Origin of the sequence: Clostridium sp. 10cd* (assembly GCF_044336395.1) — a bacterium.
In the GTDB taxonomy this organism is placed as follows: domain Bacteria; phylum Bacillota_I; class Bacilli_A; order Erysipelotrichales; family Erysipelotrichaceae; genus Clostridium_AQ; species Clostridium_AQ innocuum.
Genome location: NZ_CP172347.1, coordinates 1,385,783 through 1,406,531, shown reverse-complemented (window position 1 = coordinate 1,406,531; position 20,749 = coordinate 1,385,783). Strand labels below are relative to the sequence as shown.

At 42.9% G+C, this 20,749-nt stretch carries 18 protein-coding genes; 5 read left to right on the top strand and 13 right to left on the bottom strand.

What is annotated here, in order from left to right; all coding sequences use genetic code 11:
• Nucleotides 1-35 precede the first annotated feature (35 nt).
• From ACG3M1_RS06915 to ACG3M1_RS06895, 5 genes are all read left to right on the top strand, one after another.
• On the top strand, nt 36-4,439 hold the full coding sequence (locus tag ACG3M1_RS06915) for a Rib/alpha-like domain-containing protein (RefSeq protein WP_257355186.1): 4,404 nt from the start codon (nt 36-38) through the stop codon (nt 4,437-4,439).
• Between the two features lie 142 nt (nt 4,440-4,581).
• On the top strand, nt 4,582-4,860 hold the full coding sequence (locus tag ACG3M1_RS06910; protein ID WP_120151211.1) for an HU family DNA-binding protein: 279 nt from the start codon (nt 4,582-4,584) through the stop codon (nt 4,858-4,860).
• A gap of 111 nt (nt 4,861-4,971) precedes the next feature.
• A complete protein-coding gene (locus tag ACG3M1_RS06905) occupies nt 4,972-5,190 on the top strand; it encodes an MscL family protein (RefSeq protein ID WP_336244763.1) in 219 nt (72 codons plus the stop codon).
• On the top strand, nt 5,130-5,357 hold the full coding sequence (locus ACG3M1_RS06900) for an MscL family protein (RefSeq protein ID WP_009271161.1): 228 nt from the start codon (nt 5,130-5,132) through the stop codon (nt 5,355-5,357). The genes ACG3M1_RS06905 and ACG3M1_RS06900 overlap by 61 nt, the downstream gene beginning before the upstream one ends.
• Before the next feature lie 497 nt (nt 5,358-5,854).
• Entirely contained in the window at nt 5,855-6,259 is a 405-nt protein-coding gene (locus ACG3M1_RS06895; RefSeq protein WP_233104820.1) for a hypothetical protein, read from the top strand.
• Between the two features lie 603 nt (nt 6,260-6,862).
• Here the strand turns inward: ACG3M1_RS06895 and ACG3M1_RS06890 are convergent.
• The 13 genes from ACG3M1_RS06890 to ACG3M1_RS06830 all read right to left on the bottom strand — a co-directional run bounded on the left by ACG3M1_RS06890 (nt 6,863) and on the right by ACG3M1_RS06830 (nt 20,688).
• Nucleotides 6,863-7,003, bottom strand: a complete 141-nt coding sequence (locus tag ACG3M1_RS06890; protein WP_373144305.1) for a hypothetical protein — start codon at nt 7,001-7,003, stop codon at nt 6,863-6,865.
• Nucleotides 6,954-7,322: a riboflavin kinase gene (locus ACG3M1_RS06885; protein ID WP_233105111.1), complete on the bottom strand. Its 369-nt coding sequence runs from the start codon at nt 7,320-7,322 to the stop codon at nt 6,954-6,956. The genes ACG3M1_RS06890 and ACG3M1_RS06885 overlap by 50 nt, the downstream gene beginning before the upstream one ends.
• A gap of 289 nt (nt 7,323-7,611) precedes the next feature.
• Nucleotides 7,612-7,734, bottom strand: coding sequence for a hypothetical protein (locus ACG3M1_RS06880; RefSeq protein WP_254888058.1), 123 nt, complete (start codon nt 7,732-7,734; stop codon nt 7,612-7,614).
• Nucleotides 7,735-9,739: 2,005 nt separating this feature from the next.
• Nucleotides 9,740-11,026: a DUF3991 and TOPRIM domain-containing protein gene (locus ACG3M1_RS06875; RefSeq protein ID WP_040012751.1), complete on the bottom strand. Its 1,287-nt coding sequence runs from the start codon at nt 11,024-11,026 to the stop codon at nt 9,740-9,742.
• Between the two features lie 44 nt (nt 11,027-11,070).
• Nucleotides 11,071-12,174: a hypothetical protein gene (locus ACG3M1_RS06870; RefSeq protein WP_009271164.1), complete on the bottom strand. Its 1,104-nt coding sequence runs from the start codon at nt 12,172-12,174 to the stop codon at nt 11,071-11,073.
• On the bottom strand, nt 12,174-13,313 hold the full coding sequence (locus tag ACG3M1_RS06865; RefSeq protein WP_040012752.1) for a pentapeptide repeat-containing protein: 1,140 nt from the start codon (nt 13,311-13,313) through the stop codon (nt 12,174-12,176). Before ACG3M1_RS06865 ends, ACG3M1_RS06870 begins: the two co-directional genes overlap by 1 nt.
• An 83-nt stretch (nt 13,314-13,396) precedes the next feature.
• Complete coding sequence (locus tag ACG3M1_RS06860) at nt 13,397-15,418, bottom strand: type IV secretory system conjugative DNA transfer family protein (RefSeq protein WP_040012753.1); 2,022 nt, start codon at nt 15,416-15,418, stop codon at nt 13,397-13,399.
• The gene (mobP3, locus tag ACG3M1_RS06855; protein WP_009271167.1) at nt 15,415-17,046 is read right to left on the bottom strand and encodes a MobP3 family relaxase; all 1,632 of its coding nucleotides are present in this window, start codon (nt 17,044-17,046) and stop codon (nt 15,415-15,417) included. Before mobP3 ends, ACG3M1_RS06860 begins: the two co-directional genes overlap by 4 nt.
• A 35-nt stretch (nt 17,047-17,081) precedes the next feature.
• Complete coding sequence (locus tag ACG3M1_RS06850) at nt 17,082-17,948, bottom strand: hypothetical protein (protein ID WP_040012754.1); 867 nt, start codon at nt 17,946-17,948, stop codon at nt 17,082-17,084.
• Between the two features lie 3 nt (nt 17,949-17,951).
• Nucleotides 17,952-18,398 (bottom strand): hypothetical protein, encoded by a 447-nt coding sequence (locus ACG3M1_RS06845; protein WP_009271169.1) that lies wholly within the window; start codon nt 18,396-18,398, stop codon nt 17,952-17,954.
• Between the two features lie 702 nt (nt 18,399-19,100).
• Nucleotides 19,101-19,592 (bottom strand): hypothetical protein, encoded by a 492-nt coding sequence (locus tag ACG3M1_RS06840; RefSeq protein WP_009271170.1) that lies wholly within the window; start codon nt 19,590-19,592, stop codon nt 19,101-19,103.
• Between the two features lie 290 nt (nt 19,593-19,882).
• Nucleotides 19,883-20,395: a hypothetical protein gene (locus ACG3M1_RS06835; RefSeq protein WP_009271171.1), complete on the bottom strand. Its 513-nt coding sequence runs from the start codon at nt 20,393-20,395 to the stop codon at nt 19,883-19,885.
• Nucleotides 20,392-20,688 (bottom strand): hypothetical protein, encoded by a 297-nt coding sequence (locus tag ACG3M1_RS06830; protein WP_040012756.1) that lies wholly within the window; start codon nt 20,686-20,688, stop codon nt 20,392-20,394. The genes ACG3M1_RS06835 and ACG3M1_RS06830 overlap by 4 nt, the downstream gene beginning before the upstream one ends.
• Between the last annotated feature and the right edge of the window lie 61 nt (nt 20,689-20,749).

Here is a 20,749-nt window from a genome sequence, read left to right as displayed (position 1 = left end):
TTTAGAAAGAAACGAAAAGAGAGGAGAAATCGTTTATGGAGAAAAATAAGCCGAGGTTTCTTTCCTGTGCAAAAAGACAACAAAGATGGGCGATACGAAAATTGAGTATTGGCGGGTGCTCTGTATTACTGGGCATCACGTTGATGGTGCCGTCTTTGGGTACCGTCTATGCACAGGAAAGCAGAGGACTGGATACTACAACACATTATACGGCAACCGGAATTGATAACAATGCCAACCTACGTTATAGCTCTACTGTTTTCAATAAAGTTGAGGATGACGGCAGTTTATCTATGACGTTTACATATTGGTTTAGTGGAAGCGCAGGATGGGGGACAGACCCTACGAACGAATATGCTGGGAAATATCTTTTGAGTTTTACCAACGATACTTTTTATAAACAGATCGATAAAGTTATTTTAGATGATATTAGTCTGGAAAAACATAGCGATGGCGCAATGTGGTCTCTGCCAGTTACAAAACTGCCTAACTATGCTTTGATAGGTGTATCGCGTAACCAGCCTGTTAAAATCACGCTGAAAAATGGACAGACATTGGAAAGTCTTAATTTACAGGATACTCCAATTGGATTTAATTCCATTTTGACGACCACTAAAGGAGCTATAGCCTCGAACAGTATTTCTAATGGTTATATCTTGCAGAATAATAAGAAGAATAAGAATGAAAAGGAATCAGGTTTTACAAAAGGTAAAGTTAATCAAAGAATTAAATTTAATGTTGATGATATGACCATTCGTTCTATCCATACATTTAAACCTAATGAGAATTTCCTACAGACAGATTATAGCTGGGTTGTGTATGTGAAAGAACAGATACCACCAGAGTTGCTTCCATATATTGACACAGATAATATTAAAATATATTGCTCTGATTTGGACGGCGTAAAGATTAACGAAAAACATGAAGAATTTACGGTACCAATTAACAACCAAGGCTTAGTGGATACAAGTCAGGTTCCAGAACTAAGCATCATTGGCAATGATACAAAGGCACAGTTAGATGTAGCAAGAAAGAACAACGACCGAATCTTTTTTGGAACGCTTGGACAAAGCCGTAACTATACGATTTCCTATAAACTGAAAGATAGTGTAACTCTTTCCGATTTTGCACGTGCAGTTAATGAATATATTGAGAAAAATCAGCAATCCTTCTTATTTGATAGCTGGATGGAAGCAGACTATCTGAACACTAAACAAGGTACATCAACAAATGATAATGGAGATGCTCCAAAGCAGTTGAATGATTCGTATGCAAATGCTTATCTGGATGCGAATGATACGGACAAAGATGGTCTGTTTGATTTTGTTGAATGGAAGATTGGTACCGATACTACTAAGGTAGATACAGATGGTGATGGAGTACCTGATGGACAGGAATTTATGACAGATCAGACAGAACCAAACAACGCTGCCGATTATCTAGTATCAAAACCAACTACTACAACGACAACATTTGATTCCACTAAAAAGACAACGATTGAAGGAACTGTTCCAAAGCCATTGATTGCTGATCCAGCAGACCCGGCAAGACTGATCCAAATCACAAATGAAGATGCTGGAAATGTGATCGTCAAGCTTCAAGGGTATGACAAGGATAAGAAAACATACAATGAGCAGGAATATGGTACAACGAAAATTTCGTTTGATGATCTAGTAGCCGGAAATTTCTCTTTGGATGTTAACGCAAACGTAGTGCCAGACGGTACAGAGGTTGTTCTGGTTGCATATAGTCCAAATGCAGACAATCCCGTTATAGGAGACCCATTTACATTCACTACACCAGACAAGGACAAATACGATGCCAAAGGTGGCACACTGAATCAGGACTACGGAAAGAAAGCGGAAGAGGCTGCCATTCTGGACAAAGTCACAGTCACAGAAACCAAGGATGGCCAAGAGGCTCCGGCACCAGCAGAGAAAGTGAAATCCAAAGCGATCAAAGGTGAGATTCCTACTCCAACTGCAGATGGTGCAGACCAGACCGTGACCGTGGAAGTAACCTACGCTGACGGAACCAAGGAAGATGCTACCGTAACGATCGCTTACGGGGAAGCAAAGGATGCCTATGCTCCGGAAGGACAGAAGGTGGATGTCAATAAAGGCGAAGACCCAAGCGCAGAAGCCGGAATCAAGAACAAAGACGATCTTCCGGAAGGAACAACGTATGATTGGAAGACACCAGTGGACACGGATACACCGGGAGAAACCACAGGAACGATTGTAGTAACCTATCCAGATGGAAGCAAAGAAGAAGTGGAAGTTACAGTCAATGTCGTTGATCCGGCAACAGATGCGGACAAATACAATGCAAAGGGTGGCACGCTGAACCAGGACTACGGAAAGAAAGCGGAAGAGGCTGCCATTCTGGACAAAGTCACAGTCACAGAAACCAAGGATGGTCAAGAGGCTCCGGCACCAGCAGAGAAAGTGAAATCCAAAGCGATCAAAGGTGAGATTCCTACTCCAACTGCAGATGGTGCAGACCAGACCGTGACCGTGGAAGTAACCTACGCTGACGGAACCAAGGAAGATGCTACCGTAACGATTGCTTACGGGGAAGCAAAGGATGCCTATGCTCCGGAAGGACAGCAGGTGGATGTCAATAAAGGCGAAGACCCAAGCGCAGAAGCCGGAATCAAGAACAAAGACGATCTTCCGGAAGGAACAACGTATGATTGGAAGACACCAGTGGACACGGATACACCGGGAGAAACCACAGGAACGATTGTAGTAACCTATCCAGATGGAAGCAAAGAAGAAGTGGAAGTTACAGTCAATGTCGTTGACACGACACCACAGGCTACTGATACAGAACTGTATACGGCGCAGGGGGGAGTTGTAAACAAACCATATGGGCAGACAGCTACGAATGATGAAGTCATAGGTGTCGTAACGACAGATGCACCAGCCGAGAAGATACAGTCGATCGTGGTAGTAGATGCGATTCCAACGACAGGACAGAATCAGCCAGTGAATGTGAAAGTGACCTATGCAGATGGATCAAACGATACAGTCATTGTAACGGTCAACTATGGCTTGGCAACAGATGCATATGATCCGGCAGGACAGGCAATCACAGTCGACAAAGGAAGTCAGCCAAATGCAGCAGATGGTATTGCCAACAAAGCAGACTTACCAGCAAATACAACCTATGGATGGACTGCACCAGTGGATACCAGCACACCAGGAACAACCTCGGGGACAATCGTAGTAACGTATCCAGACGGTTCTACGGATCAGGTAACAGTGGATGTTATTGTAAATGAGAATGCGACCGATACAGAACTATATACGGCGCAGGGGGGAGTTGTAAACAAACCATATGGGCAGACAGCTACGAATGATGAAGTCATAGGTGTCGTAACGACAGATGCACCAGCCGAGAAGATACAGTCGATCGTGGTAGTAGATACGATTCCAACGACAGGACAGAATCAGCCAGTGAATGTGAAAGTGACCTATGCAGATGGATCAAACGATACAGTCATTGTAACGGTCAACTATGGCTTGGCAACAGATGCATATGATCCGGCAGGACAGGCAGTCACAGTCGACAAAGGAAGTCAGCCAAATGCAGCAGATGGTATTGCCAACAAAGCAGACTTGCCAGCAAATACAACCTATGGATGGACTGCACCAGTAGATACCAGTACACCGGGTACGACATCGGGAACTGTAGTTGTAACATATCCAGACGGTTCTACGGATCAGATAACAGTGGACGTTATTGTAAATGACAACCGGACAGATGCAGAAAAATATACTCCAGAGGGACAGGAAGTCAATGTCAATAAGGGAGAAACTCCAAATCCAGAGGATGGAATCAGAAATAAAGATGACCTTCCAGAGGATACGAAGTATGAATGGAAGACACCGGTAGACACCGATAAGCCAGGGGAAACACCGGGCATCATTGTAGTAACTTATCCGGATGGAACAACAGAAGAAGTGGAAGTAAAGGTCAATGTGACAGATCCGCGTACAGATGCGGATAAATACGATCCGGAGACGAAACCGGAAATCATAAAGCCGGGAGAAAACCCTGATTTAACAGATAATGTAACAAATCTTGATGACCTTCCAGAAGGAACCCAAATTAAAGATATCACTCCAGAGGGAACTATTGATCCAAATAAACCTGGAGAATATGAGGGAACATTAGAAATCCAATATCCTGATGGAAGCAAGGAAACGGTAACCGTGAAAGTCACAGTGGAAAAACCTGCAAGTACAGTAACTCCGGTTAACAATCAGCAGAATACGCAGACGAACAAGGTGACGAAGGTCACAACTTCTGGACCAAAGACTGGCGACTTTACAAATCTAGGTGTGCATACAGCAGCAGCGATTGGCTCTATTGCGACCCTTGCCGGACTATTCTTTGCGAGAAAACGCAGAAAAGTTGACGAGGAACAGTAAAAGAAACAACGATTGTATAGCATAACGACTTGATTCAGTACAGTACTCTTCTTAGAGGGTGCTGTGCTGTTTTCATTCAAAACTTCATAGGCAAAGAAGATAACGATAGGAAAAACACTTTATAATGTCAAGAGGAGTATTTATGAATAAAAATGAAATCATTAGAGAAATCGCATATAAACAGGGGATTTCTTCAGAAGTTACAAAGGGGATCATAGATCAGTTTATCGAACTCATTGGAGATAAGATGGCACAAAGAGAAAAAATACAGATTGCTGGATTTGGAACTTTTGAGGCGCGATTTGTCAGTGAGAGAAGCAGTCGAAATCCTCAAACAGGAGAAAAAATTATCATACCGGGGCACTTTTCACCTAAATTTAAGCCAGGGAAGGCATTAAAAGAAAAAATAGAACAACAGTAATCCCATAGCGTGTTATTTATGCCGAGATATTTTGTAGGGAAGGTGGAAAATGATTTGAAATAGACAAAAGGATTTTTTACCGATTTTCGGGAATTCATTTCTCGTGGAAGTGTGATTGATTTAGCAGTCGATGTTATCATTGGAGGGGCTTTTACTGCAATCGTGACCTCTCTTGTGAATGACATCGTCATGCCTGCTATCGGCATCCTGTTTGGAGGAATCGATTTTACAAGTTTACGCTATGTTATCACTCCGGCATCAGGAGATATATGGCGGAAGCAGCCATTTATTACGGAAGATTCATCCAGAATATCATCAATTTTCTGCTGATTGCACTGGTGATTTTTACGATCATCCGGATCATCAACAAATTCCGCCGAAAGAAAGAAGAGAGCATTCCAGAACCGGCAGCTGTTGAGCCGTCTGAGGAAGCAGTTCTTTTAAGAGAAATACGCGACCTGATATCGAGAAATGAGAAATGGCATTCTATAAAATAATATTTCGACTTAAAAAACGATACTTGATCTTTTGTCACAAAAATGGTACCAGTCATTTAAGAAATCGAGGATTATTTACAAAGCAACAAGGGAGGTATACAGTTCGTCTGTTAGCTCTCATGTTGTTTTCCATATTATATCAGGTCTCATGCAATGCTTTCACTTCGTATCAAAATAAATAATTCCCTATACAGTTATTTTGATACTGGAAGAAGGTATCGTGTTTCCCTTTCATAATAGATACATGATCTTTGCATGAGGGAATTTCAAAAAAGTACTCGTATCAGCTGATGAAACCTCTCAGTAAAACAGTCAAAGATAGTATCATGCGCCTGTAACAGCTCTATTTTTTAACAGCATGTTTGAAAGAATTTTTGAAATGATTGTGAGAATGAACATCGTAGAAGCAATGAAAAGATTGCAGTAGGAGGGAAGAAAAAACGATGGCAGGTAGGAAAATGGAACTTTTGTCCATGACATGCTTAGGGGATGATGTCATGGAAAAACTGAAACAGTATGCACAGGAAGATGTAGTTTTTATCAAGGAGAATAAGAGTGCAGATGCTGTTCTGGTATATCAGTTCTGCAGAGAATTCATGGACTGGTATTATCAGTGCCTAAAAGAGCGTCAAAAAATAGGAATCCAGAATGCACTAAAGAGGAAACGGGAAGGAAATGGTGTATACGGTAGACCACGTGTACAAATTCCGGAAGATTTTGAAGTAAATATCAGGGCATGTCTGGATAGCAAGCGCCCTCTGGGAGAATATTGTATGAATATTGGAATGGCACTCTCGACATTTTATAAATATTCATATCCGATCCGAAAACAGTGGAAAGATGAGCAGAGACAACAGCAGGATATATATACTGACGAGATAGAAAATAAACAGGCTGGATGAATTGACAGCTGAGATAAAGATTATCATTTTATGAACATTGAAGTGAAGAAGGAAAGATGGGAAACGAATAGGAGGAGCAGTAGATTCTTTTATCGTTTGCCTTTCAATCATTGAATATAAGATGGCTTTAAGCCCGTACAGACACCAGGTTTTGTGCGGGTTTTTTGTATCCAGAAAAAAATTTAAACTTTTTATATAAAATTGAAATGTGTTGGAAACCATTTTAAGGGCTTTCCTGCCTTGATCGCCTGTCAGCAAAGGCGGGCAGGACTGTCAACGGCAGCACATTTATGCACTGCTCATCTTGTGCTGATTGACTCGACTGACTTTGCTATTACGCATTATATTTGTAACCATATCCAACGATTGTCTTTATATAATCATGATTCGCTGAAAATGCTTTAATCCGTTTTCTTGTTTAAAAAACTGTATTTTTTACTGCATGATAAATACCATTTGCCGAATCATGCCAGACTACTTCATAGATTTGTTTTATCATAAATGCAACATCTAGATTTGAATATGATAAATACAGGACATCAAATTCTTTAGCGGACAAGATTATTTTATGGTTGCATAGCTTTACTTGGTGTTTCCTAATATCTATAAAAAATCGGAAGCAAGCTGTTTTATTCCCCAGTATTTCTGTACGATCAAACAATCTTTTCTGATCTGCTCTATAAGAAAGGATAATTCATCGGATTTTTGTGGAATCCGGATTTTGGAAAACAACTGTACTTTCATTTTGAGTCCGTATATTTCTTATAATAAATTCAAAATGTGTTTCAAAAGATATTTCTTGACTATCGTCAACTGTTGATTGCGCTCCTATATGCGTGATTCCATAGAGCGTTTTCTCTTTGAGAAAAACCTTTGATATATACACAGCCGGCTCCGGCAAATCCGTGTCCATTTCAACTTTCAGATTTGCCGTTGGCAAACCTATCAGTTTTCCAATTCTCCGCCCATGGACTACAATTCCACTCGTTTCGTAAAACGGAAATACCATTTTTAATTGGCAATAAAATGAGAATATTTCGGAAACAATTCGGAAATCTAACATAAAAACTGCTGGAATTGTTCGCTAGTTTCCTTTTCCAGCAGCATGACCTTTTCTATCTGCTCTGTAATCAACGCTGTCACATCATCAACGGTATGTAATTCCTGTTTCTTTTTCTGTACGGCGTTCTGGGTATTTTAAAACATGGTGTCAATGACAGTTTCCCCCGGCTGTTTGCCGCTGTCTATCTCTTTCTTAATGTCCCGTAGGATAGACATAAACACATTCTTGATTTCTCTCAAACTTCGCTTCATGCCCACCTCCGACTGTATGCCGAAATCAGATGGAATTGTTAAATTTCTTGATATAGTTGCGATACAACTGTGGTGGCAACGTTGCCAGTATGAACTGTGCATGTATGTCCCTCCGAAAATGTTATATGACGGTATCCGAATGCCTTCGTCTTAGCATATATAGCAGTAAAATACGCTCCTCTGACACATCCGATGAGCTTGACCTAGATTTCAGGACAGATGACTCGGTAAAGATGAGTGCCTCTTTGGCATAGTCCTGAAACGGTGAAGCGGCTTTGCTGCGTGATCCAGCATCGTTGCTTATAGCTATATTTCTTATTGATGAAACCACTGTATCGCTGCAAGGATTAATCTGCCCTTATCCCCAACCGGCAGATCGTTTTCCTATTTTCATGAGACAATCGGTACCATCTGCCAAATTGCTTAGTAAGACCCCCTGATGCATCTTATAGTGTTAGGATGTCATGATATTTGTTCTAGGTTGATGATATAATCGTGCTGAGGCATTGGAAGGATCCAGATATCTTCCTTCTTATTATCCCATGGGTACCAGTACATTTCATAGCTGCTCAAGGCAGAGCGTGTTGCACAGGGAGACAGACCCAGTAAAGTCCGAGATGCGAACGCTTTTCCAGCATCCGAAAGGCCTCTTCTATAATCAGTCGTTGCATTGTGCTGTGCTTCAAAGTCCTGATGAAAACTCCTATTATTTGTGATGGATAATACTGGTCTCTAAAATCCAACAGGATATCAATAAAAGACCACTATCTTTTCTCCGGAAAAGGAGATATAGATATTTTCAAATTCCTGAAAGATAAAATGAAGACGTTCTAGCAACGCTTCATAGACATTTTTATCTAGATTGATCTTTTTCATGCTTCGTTCATTTACACCTTTCTGTCAGATTATGTTAATTTTATATAGCATAAGCTCCCAATGATCAGAGAGCACAAAACTATCTTTATATAGGGTGTGATTTTCGCATTTACACATCAGCTATCTTTTATGTTCAAGATAAAGACTCCCACCTTATGGCAGGAGTCAATAGTAGGATAATTCATTTACAAGTATTCTCATATTTTACTGATGAAATCGCAAATACACTGTTAAAAGCTAAATGAGGGTGAACGAATAGTTAATAATAAATGAGTTACCAATTAGATCCGCATCGAGCATTCCTCATGCAGCATACAAAATGACGCGCGCAGCGATTTTCTCTACAGTGTTGACGCATTGTATTGCGAGCTACTCGTTCGGCTTCGTTCAATGCGTTTGTGACGTAATCATCATCGCATCTACGGTTTCTATCACAATCAAATCTGTCAAAATCATAATCATTAAAGTCATAATCATTACATTTACATCTGTTACACATATATATTTCCTCCTTACGTGTTATCGAGATTCATCTGCGTATCTCAATATATGATATGGAGGAATTAAATGCCTATTTAGGCTTATTATAATACTTATTGATAAAAGATAAAACGTTTGATAACTGTTAATAAAAAAACCACCATTAAGGTGGTCTACTGCCGCCAAATACTGCCTAGGTATCTCTTACTTTTGAAATAGGCGGCAATGTAATCATTATATAGTTTAAAGTAATATTTGTAAATAAAATATTTTAGTATTATTCAGCAAGATAATAAAAAAGTCCGGTTTTACCCGAACTTTGCCAAAAATAGTGGCCGTCTCTGTTCAATACCTAGGCAATATTCAACAGCCGAAAACATTTTATCATATTAAAAATATTTTGCAATCATTTTGAAACAACAAATAAAAAGCCGGAATATACCTACCTGACTCTCTGTAGGGATATATTCCGAAAGGAGTAGAGAACAAAAAAAGTATATTACATATCCATATGTATATAAATTCTAGATTATTAAAAAATGCGTACGTTGTTTGATAGGATGACTACGAGATCCTGATGAGGCCATCACTATTCTCTAACGATCCGTATCGTCCGTCAGACCCGACAGGATATCTGCTTCCAGATTTCTCCTATGACCTATCCTGCACCTTCAGATGAACTTCGTCTCGATTTGTAAATCAATAGATAGGCTTTTGAACTCCCACCAGTGCGGCTCCACGATAAGCAGGCCGATGCCATAATGCTGAAGATCCTTTGTATAAGGGTCAATATCTTAGGAGAAATAAGAGCTATTTCAACATGATTGCTTTTTCCGGAACTGCTTCCGGGTTCTCATATATCTTCTGCAGGTCCTTATTCCAGTCAGAACCAAGGGATGGAAGATCATCGATGACATTCTGTATCCTATGAAATGGTCGGACGAATGCTTTGAACTCTTCCGCAGCAGCTCTGCCTGCTTTATCGTTATCCGATGCAAGTATGACAGTATCGATATTCTGATTCAGGACAGGTCGGGTAAGATAATTTACGCGGAACGTCTCATTCATGACATTACAGCTGTCGCATGCGAGCACATTGAAGTCTATCTTCTCACCGGCTTGCTTCTTGGCCGTGATATAAGACAACCCATCGATATAGGCTTCTGTCAGGACAAGCTTCGTAGCCTTTGGATCCATTTCGATGAAGAATCCGGTAAACTTATTTCCTCCACCGACATCTCCCCGAAAGCCTGAATAGGTCGAACGTACGAAGGCGGAATCTACCTTTCCTTTGTAGTTCTCACATGCGAAGACGCAATTTCCTTTTGCATCCAGATAGATCTTACCGTCATCGACGAATCGCTTGATGAGGTCACGGTCGATCTTTCGCTTGTCACATAGATACTCATAGATCTTCGAGATATTCTGTTGTGAATCCGGAAGCTTGAATTCTATCTGCTCATATTTCGGTGCGATATACTGCTTCTTGTCAGGCGCAAGTCCGTTATGATATTCGATCAGGATATTCATCGCCTCTGGAAACGTCTTGCCTTCTGCCTTTCTCAAATATTCCAATGCGGATCCATTGATATGCTCGGTGTTCCAGAACATAGCGTTGTTCCTCGTATCGATGACGAGAGAACTATGCTGATCACAGCGGTAATAATGCTGTCCTTGTCTTTGGAAGCTGAAGCCTGCACGATCCTGCAGGAAATCCATCACAGATATATTCTTCTTTAGATATTCTACCTCTTCATTCGTGAACCTCTTCCTGCTGTTGTCTTTATATTCACCATAGAAGTTCTTGTATAACTCCTTTGGCATGACCCTGATTTTTTCATAGACATCCTCTCCGTTCGGCGTTCGATGATGCTGTGATAGCTGGATTTCTCGATCTGCATAGAAATGTAGGACGTTATTTTCTTTATTGTCGATATCCTCCTGTACGAAATCCTCACTGATCAATAGGACATGATATCTATAAGCTCCAGCCTCCTTTGGCAGGATGACGCGGTGACTGTTTTTCGTGCCATTCGCCTGTTTGATCTTCTGTTTGAACCGTGATTTCGGAATACTGATATTGATGATTTCTTTCATTTGCGTTTACCTCCAAAAAATACCTGGCAACTTGCCAGGTATCATCAATTAAAATTTAAAACGTATCCTTTATGGATTCCATTCTCGTCATCATAGACGGTACAGGACGCCGTATTTGCCTGGCCTGCGCTTACTGCTGCATTACCGGCTGCCATACATTCCTGATACGTCTGATCGAAGGTCTTGCCTTCTATGAAAGGAAACGATCTGCCCTGTGCCGTAACAGGTATATCTTTTTCTATTGGTGAATCCCCCTGCTCCTGTTGCTGTGGAGCGTCTGGTTGTGGCCCTTCTGTCTTTGGAACGCTCTCTGTCTCATTACTTTTTGGCTTTTCTATATGGATATCCAAGGTCTTCCGTGCTTCGTTCCCATGTGCGTCGCTCACTTTATAAACGATCTGGTCTTCTGTCATTTCGAACGTCGTCTTCCTGCGAAGATCGCCATCGACGATATCGATGACAGAATCTATATATTCCTCCGCCTTCAGCTCGGAACGATCAGACACAGTTATGCTGGATCTGTTCAAGCTGATCACCGGTGATTTGGTGTCCTTCACTTCCACGAGCAGCTTCATATCCTTTTCCTTCTTGCCGTTGCTGATATGGTAGACTGCCCAATAGGTGCCGGGCTTTTTCGTATCGATCTCATCACGATTCGGAAAGGTGATTACCGCTTCGGGATCATAAGAACGGATGTAGGAGGCTGGCTCGAACGGTTCTCCTGCCTCAAGTTGTACGGTCTCATCGAAGGACAGGTACAGTTCTTCAAAGTATTTCAGCCATTCATCCTTCGTGACATAGAGCAGAGAAACAATGATCGTGAGGACAGAGCCGATGAGAAGCATCCAGGTGATGTTCCGGAGCCACTTCCTCCTGACCTTTTCATAATGCTCATCATAGAGACCCATCTCATTCGCTATCTTTTCCAATATCTGCTTCAGCTGTCCTTCCTTGATATCTGGATCTATCAATCCGGATAAGTCGATACCGGATCTCCTTGCGTCTATGAGTAGCGTCAGCTGTTCGACGCTGAATCTTGGATCTGCGATATCCTTGACTTCGATATCTTCATCGATCGCCTTTTTTATGATGTACCATTGTTGGCTTGTGAAGGCAGTGTTCTGATAGCGTTGGTATCTGTCTTCCATCAGACGGCCGTATTTCCTTTCCTCGATAAGACGCTGCGATTGACAGAGATATTCATGGGGCCGGTCTGGTCCGTATTCACAGCGATGCCGGCATTTTCGAATAGCTGCAGGTTCTTCTGGTCGATCTTGATGTCCTCCAGCTTTGCGCCATCGAAGGTATTCTGCGCAAGGATCGCATTCAAAAATATGGCACCGGTGAGATTACAGCCGGTGAAATCGACTCCGGTGAGGTTACAGGCTGTAAAGTCACAGTTCTTCATGAGGGAACCGGTGAAGTCGATACCGGACAGATTCCGGTTCTTCAGGTTCATCCTGCTGTAATTGCTCTTCGTCCAGTCGATGACAGGCATCTCCTCTGTCTTGCGGCAGATCTGATTCGCCCATGCTTCATGCACGTCGAGATCGGTCAGTATCTCCGTTTCCTCACGTTCCCGGATTCCTTCTGATTCCATCGCCTTTCGCGTCATCTGTATATAGGCATTCAGGTCGTGAGCGATCGGATCGAGTGTCATCTGCGCATCACTGTCGAGATGGATCGCATCACGGAGCAGTTTCAGGGAACACTCCAGCATATCGAGGAAGATATCCATTCTGATCGGATCGCCGGTCTGCTTCCTCTCTTCTTCCGATACCTGCGGCTGCAGCAGAGTATCCTCTACTTTGCAGGTCTCATATGCGATATACAGCTTTGCATGATCGGCGAGGGAGAAATTCGCCATCCGGAAATCGCAGTCTCCTGCGCTCGTATCTACAAACCTGCAGCGGACGAATGAGGTATGCCTGAGATCACAGGCATTGAAATTACAGTCGATGAACGTACATGCATTCATAGATGCGATGTTTCTACAGTTCGTGAAGGTGCAGCCTTTGAAGATATTTCCCTCCAATATCCTTTGGTCATATCCGGCCGTATCCATTAGCTCCAGGTTCATGAATTCACAGTTCTCGAAATAAGAAGTGAATATCTTACAGGAGCTCTTTCCTTCCAGTTCGATGATCTGGCGCTGCGGAAAGATCAGACTGGTCTTTTGCATACTATATCCGGCTTCTCGCTGCTGTCTTTCCAAGCTTTTGTAAAAATCCATCAATGATATCTCACTATTCGTTTGTACGAATCTCTTTATCTGTTCTTCCTCCATTTTCTTCTCCTTTCCATTACCTGGCAAGTTGCCAGGTAATATCGTGTTCATGGTCATTACACACATGGCAGATCACCATGTTGTTAGAATACATCTCCATAATTCGATAATAGAGCCTTCATATCGATCCATCTGACAGCCGGCTTTGGTGATCTCTCTTCGTTTGGATTCATATTCTTGCCTCTATAGAACTTACATCTGTCATAAGGGATCATCCTTGCGATGAAAGGGGATTTCCTCTGTCTGTGGATGACGACTTCACCAAGATTCAATTTTTGTAGACGATCGATGCTTATGACAGGACGCGTCTCATACCAGCTTTTCGATGGCAGCCATATCTGTCTGGAACCACACATCTCACTGAACCTTTTCAGTGTATCCATCTGAGAGCCTAAGATATACACGGTATTGGAGCAGTTGTTCTGGATCGTCGTCGCTACTTTGTCTCCATAGACTTCTCCTAGCTGAGAGAGATCTTGCACGACCAGCGAGAAACGTACACCGCGGGAACGGGATGCGGTCAGCATGCTCTGGATATCCTTTAATGGAGGACAGTTACCGAATTCATCCAATATGACATTCACAGGGATGGGGAGTCTTCCTTTATTCCCTCTGGCTTCGTTGATGATCACCTCATAGAGCTGCTTTAGGAAGATCGTGACGAGTGGATAGTAGGTCTTCTTCTCATCATGCACGATCAGATAGATCACCATCTTCTTCTGTCCGAGAGCCTTCATATCGAAATCAGAATAGGAGGTCATCCGCATGATCTGTTCGTTCATCGTCAGGATATCGATCTTCGTCGCAAGGACCTTCTTGATGCTCTGCCGCGTCTGTTCCGGCGCATTACAATAATCCATCAGATACATATGACTGGTATCGTCCAGCCTTCTTGATTTTTCCAACACTGCGCCCAGGATGTTGTCGGAGCGCACCTGCAGTGCCTTCTGTTGTTCCTTCGTGAGCTTCACATCTGCATAGTTCAATCCCAGCTTGATCGCTTTGAAGTTGATGATCCCATCTGTCATATCTCCGTTCCGGACGGCTTCCTCCATCAGGAAAGCAGCCATCCCGATGATGCAGTCCCTTGCGGAATCGTTCCAGAAGGGATCCTTGACATTCGGATCATAGGTGAGACTGTTTGCAAGATCCTTGAGGAATTCGATCGCCTGAGAGTAGTCAGGCTCCGGTATCCTGGCCAGCCACTCTGCTTTCTCGGCAGGTGTGAAGGTAGTCTCTTCTGCTTTCCATTCCTTCAGTGCCTCCTGATGATCCATATAGGCCTTCTTCCATGTATCCCATGCCAGTTCTAAGGGAGCCCAGGCATCGGAAGCCTTCGCATTGACGAGATTCAGCTTGATGATCTCATACCCGGCCTCTTCGAATTGCTTTGCCGTATATTCGTAGAGCTCTCCTTTGGGATCGTTGATGACGGCACATTCACCTGACATACAGACGAGCTCGATCATCTGCAGGATGACAGAGAAGGTCTTACCGGAATTCGTCGTACCGATCAGAATAGAATGATTGTCGTTTGCATCGACGAAGATCGTCTGCTTCCGGAATCTCGGCATATAGATGGGGAGGCCGGCACGCTGTGTGACAGGCTTACCATCTATCTCCCAACGTCTTACGGTATTGAGCTTGTGCCAGTCATCGATCCGGAAGAATGTCAGGAGTGCATTATAAGGAAGCTTCGGATAGTTCAGGATACGATCGGCTTTCGTCAGAAAGGATGTTTCGTTCAATACCCATCGTATATCTTCTTTGGTTGACTTTCCTTTATCTGCTTCATGAAATTGCACTCTTGTCAGACTGCGCTTCGCTTCATGGATAGAGGAGAGATGTGTAAAATTCTTCTTGTCATCGTCCAGCTTCTTCTTGGTACTTTTCGAAAACATCCCCAGAAGGATGAAGACTGCGATGAGTACCGTCAGTATATCGATGACCGCCCTTGTCTGCGGGATCTGATCCAGTAGACTGAGATCGAAGGATGGCTCCAGTCTGTCGAATACGAGCATATTGGTCAGGTTGATGGCCGCAAGGATGAAGAGTATCCTTGCGAGAGCTATTCCGAGCAGAGAGATGATGAGTTTTCGTATCATATATATTCTTTTCCCCTTTCTTCACTCCGGATCTGTTGTTCTTCATATTCTCTTATGAATCTTTCCAGATCTCTTTCTTTTTCCTGCGCGTCCTGATGTAGGATCCGCTTGGAGCCTTTTTTCAGGACTGCACTCAGTTTTTGCTTATGGATCACTTTCGATCTCTTCCTCATCCCCATACGGGCAGGGGGATCTTCTGATCGAGCGTGCAAGGATTTTTGTGGATCAGGAGGTATCTCTTTTGGATCGTCAGTAAGAAGCGGCACAGCGGTCTCATCTGTCCCATCCATGAGCGATATACGACTATCTTGACCTACAAAGATCTTAGGCTCACCTTCGGATAACGATATGTCCTTCGCATGCATATAGCGGAAGAGGGTGTCTCTATCGATCTGCAATGTATCTGTTTCAGAGATGTCTTTCCAGGCATCGAGATTTTTTGCATATCGATGGAGCGTATAGCTTTTGTCTTGTTCGATCTCGACATGATAAAAGCCCCGTTCATCCAGGAACAGGGCTGCATCGGATGGCAGGTCGATACAGGCTGCTCGATCCTGCAGCTTGATACGATATATCTGTTCATCCTGATACCGGATATTCTGTTTTGAGAACCATAGATCATATCCTTGTTTGCATTCTGTTTCTTTATATTTCGCATGTCCCAGGATCATATTCCCGATCCTGGTGTAGAGTTTGTCCAGCTCTGTTTTTTTGAAGTGGGAGATCTTTTCATTTGCAAGCGTGTTCTGAAGATCATCCAGCATCTCGACCTTACCGAGCCACTCTTCGTACGTCGGTCGTATCTCTTCATCCTGCAGCAGGGAGCGGATGATCAGGTTGAGCTGTCTCCTGTATGGCTTCATGTTCTTGGAATTATAGGATAGTCTCCCTTTCTTCGGAATCGTTGTGTAGAAGCTATGGAGCAGCTGATCATGGAATCTCATATCGAGCCCGGAGATCAGCGTCTTGCGCAAAGCGTCCTTTTCCCTGAAGACATCCTTCGGAGCTTTTCCGTATCTCTTAGTGAATTCCTGACGGAGACCTAATTCCTTCAACCAGGTGCTTTTATATTTGTCCAGGTATTTCTGCGCCAGCTTACCTCGCGTTCTGGTATGGACCTTTTCCATGAACACGATATGCATATGGGGATTCTTCTTATTGTTGTGATAGTTCATCCACCAGATCATGTTGTCCGGGTCGAGGCCGATACTTTTGAAATATCCGGGCAGGGATTTGGAAACGATCGCAGCATAATCGTTGACATCATTCATATTGCTTTGGAAGGAGTCCTGATAGTCCTTGAGAGAGACGACAGTGTCCCAACAGATATCGCCGTCTTTATGGAATGCCTTAGCTATCTTCTTCTTGAATCCCGGCATCTTGTCTTTCGTCAGCCAGCCATCGCTGGAGAAGGTACGCGTCGTATCATCCTGACTCGTATAGCCTAAGAGTCCACCTTCATGCATACCACGTTCTTTCTTTCTGTCAGCTGCTTTTTCTCTGCCGGTATACTCATACCAGTCCAATAGTGATGCGGTAGAGATCGTACCTTTGAATCGGGAGCCTTTCGGTGGAGCTTTCCCACATTCCAGGAAGCGGAATTTGCTGATGACGTGAGCCTTACTCATGTCGGATATCTCCTACCTGGCAAGTTGCCATGTGATCAAAGACCGATATCAGCATGTGAACGTAATACCTCCAGCTTCTGTTTCATATAAGGCTCCAGAGTCATTGCCAGATCTTCACTTGTGCCAGCGTATTCAAATATATGGTTCAGAGAACTTATGAGCTCAGGATCATCATATTCGACTCTGCTTCCTTTCCAGGATCCGTGTCTGTCGTTCATATCATTCACGAATTTGATCGCATATCCGCCGGCATCTCTCCAGCATACAAGGTTTTGGTCATAGTCATCTATGAGGAAATCATTCTCTTTGACTCTTAGCGGTACATGGTCTGTCTTGTTTTCTCCGTAAGGGACCAGGATCACGTTGTGCGGATTCAGAGAGGGGAAGAGCTCCTGTAATACCTCTCGCTTTTCACACTCGGCGAAGGGAGAGTCGATATAGTGTGATAGGATATAGATCCGATCGGGAACTTCTGACAATAGCTCCTGCAGGCAGTGGACAGCGAGACGATGAGGAAGAAGGTTCCTGAAGTAGCCTTCCTCATATAGTGGTTCAAGCGCAGTCAGAGTGTCATCGAATTTGAATAGGACGCCATCCATATCGAAGAAATATCGAGGCTTCGCGAATCGATCCTCCATATAGGCTTCCATGAGGTCATTCAAGAAGTCAGCACTGAATACCTGTTGTCCCTTTTTCTGACACTGTCGTTCGATACGTTCCAACAGAGGACGATCGAAATGATCTTCGAGGCAATCCATATAAGCTCGTCTGGAGATGTTCAGGGAATTCTCGAGCATGTCATAATTGAAACCGTTCGGATCGGAACCACGCATCCTTCGATAACAGGAGAATCCCTTTTCCAGGAGATCGCTCAATCTATCAAAAGCATCCATGAGAAGCATGGATCAATCGACCTCCTCGCCAAGCTCTTTTGCAACTTTTTCAAAGATGCTGTCTTCGAAGATACTGTCCAGATTTTGAACGAGATTCTTGGCATCTTCAAAATCCTTTGGACGTTCCTCATCGGAGAGCCTGAAATTTTTGAGCATGGTGACAGCAGCTTCATAAGACATCATGGCATAGCGGAGGATATGATTGAGGGTCATATCTCTTTGGTGGTTTTGTTGTTTCAGAGCATCTTGGATCATCAGATTCATTCTGCTAAGATAGTCTGTCCCGGTATCTTTATCAAGCTTCAAAACATAATACTCTGCAATCGCATCTTCAACTATTGCAGTGATCGATTTAGGCGTAATATTGAATTTTTCTGCTTGCTGTTTTTCTAATTCTTGTAAAGTATCCAGCTTTTGAAATGTATCCAAGCTAAAGCGGAATGATTTTCTTTCTTTCACTTTCTTACCTCCAATTTTATAACCTGGCAACTTGCCAGGTATCTATTTGATGAAGAAAAAATTTTTATAAAAATGTGTAGGACGATTGTAGGACAACCCTATTTTATCGTAGGACGTATGTCCTACAGTTTTTTCCAAACTCCTTTATTTATCGTGTTTTTTACATGTCGGACAACCGTCCTACAAAGTCCGACAAATGTCTGACAGATGTCCTACAATAATTTTACGATTTGAAAATACGAAAATAGCTGATAGATAAAGCATTTTCCCATCATTTTTGTTTTTAGAAAACGGTCGTTGACCGTTTGTCCCACCGGATTTTGTCGGACAAAATCCCTTATCCTGCTTCACTAAAAACAGCGTTTTTAGTGAAGTGGCGGCTCCCGGGAGGGAGCCAGCCATCTCTGGTACTCCTTCAAGTGTTTTTTACCGTGATCGAAGTCTTGATACATATTGTTCTTCCTCATCTTTTTACCCTCCTTATCATCATTTCGATTCCTGTATATCACTTCTTGAATCTATGACTTGGCAGCTTGCCAGGTCATAGAAACGTGTCTTTCTCTTTCTCCCGCCGGCATAGATCACGGCTCTGCTGCCGCTGGCACTGCCATCGGCAGCTATGGAATAATGAAGAAAGTAAAAAAGCCATCTTTCCGATGACTTCGTTTCAAACATATCTTTTCTGTTTTCTTTCTCGCTCTATCATATTGTGATCGTTTTGAATTCTGCGAATTTGTATAGGAATTCACACAGATGAGAAATACTGTGCACTTTATATGTGCAGGTGGTATTCTCGTCTTGTTGCCTGATCTCCAGCGCTCCGCAGTGGTCTGGATCGAGCAAATACAGACCATCAAAAATTCTTGTCACCTCTGCTTTGCTTTGCATGAGTCCTTTCGCAGTCGCCATCCATTCCAATGCTACCTCTTCAAAGATTCCGTATTCATAATCAATAAATAACATTGTGTTCCCACCTTGTAGAATCTCACCGGTAACTATATCTCTGTCTATTTCTTCATATGCAGTCAGTAGCAATTTCTCAATCTCGTTTTTATTGATGTGCGGGTTATGGATTGTGATCTTTGCGACCGTGTCGTATAGGCTGGAGCGGACAGATACTTTTATATCTTTCGATGTGTATCCAGATTCCTTTAATGTCTTTCTTATCTTTGTGCTTAATTCTTTATTTGTCATTTTATTATTCCTCCATGCGGGGTTACCGCTCACTTCATATAAGGTAGCTGCCTTACACTTTCTTCACACCGCTGGAGGTGGAGCAGTCAAAGGAGCCCAGAGGCAGGGTGGAGATTTTCCGAAAGGAAAATACGACCCGATCCTTGATTGAGGAGCCGTAAGCGGTATTCCATAGCTACATGGCAATTTGCCATGTAGTTGGCCGGCACCTGAGCCGGCAGAGCTATCCGGCATCTTTTTACTTGATCAACTGCTCGCCAGTATATGAAATATCCTAGAGGAGAGCTCCTCTAGGATATCATGTCTTTGACCCTGCTCATGATTTCTCGAAAGACCTGGCTGTCTCTTTTCAGATGTCCTTTTACGTCTATGACCCTCGCGGTATTTATCCATTTGGAATCGTTTATGAATAAGACAGAACGTTTCTTCATCCTACCGACCTTTTCCAGGCGCATCAGATGTTTTTTGCCGTTTAGGTTATCCTTACTATAGGCTTGCGCATAAGCCCGTTCATTACCACTCATCGGTACGACATACGCTTTATTTTTACATAGGCTCAAAATGAGTCCGAAATGCTGGAAGCCTATCTCTTCGATGAATGCATTTCCGAAATCGATATAACAGATATCTCCTACACGGATATCGACACCTTTTTCCGTACAACTATGGTCATTGTGATGATTGTGATGGTTGAGCATTGATATATAGAGTGCTCGGAGATCATCACAGGCTTCGAGTTCTTTCTGCTGCAGTGTCAGTATATCGTCCATCAACTTTTTTCTATCTTCATTTATGGAGATCATATCCTATCTCTCACTTTCTTCAAGATGAAATCCTTGAATTCTTTTTCCGTTCCTACGAACAGCATCCATGACTCCGTATCACGGAAACGGTAACGGATATCACTTGTCCCTATGATCAGGACATAATCGACGACGCCATCTCCTTCAGGCGATAGTAAAAAGCCTGAGCCCTCTGTAGATTCGACCCAGTTCCAACCTTGTGAAAGGGTCTCGACATTTTTGATGTGGGATACCGTGCTGTTTCTGATTATAATGTTGTTGCTTCCGATGATCGTGTTCACTATATTTTTCATATTCTTCTCCTTGCGGGGTCACCGCTTACGATCGTAAGGATGAATACCTTACACTTTCTTC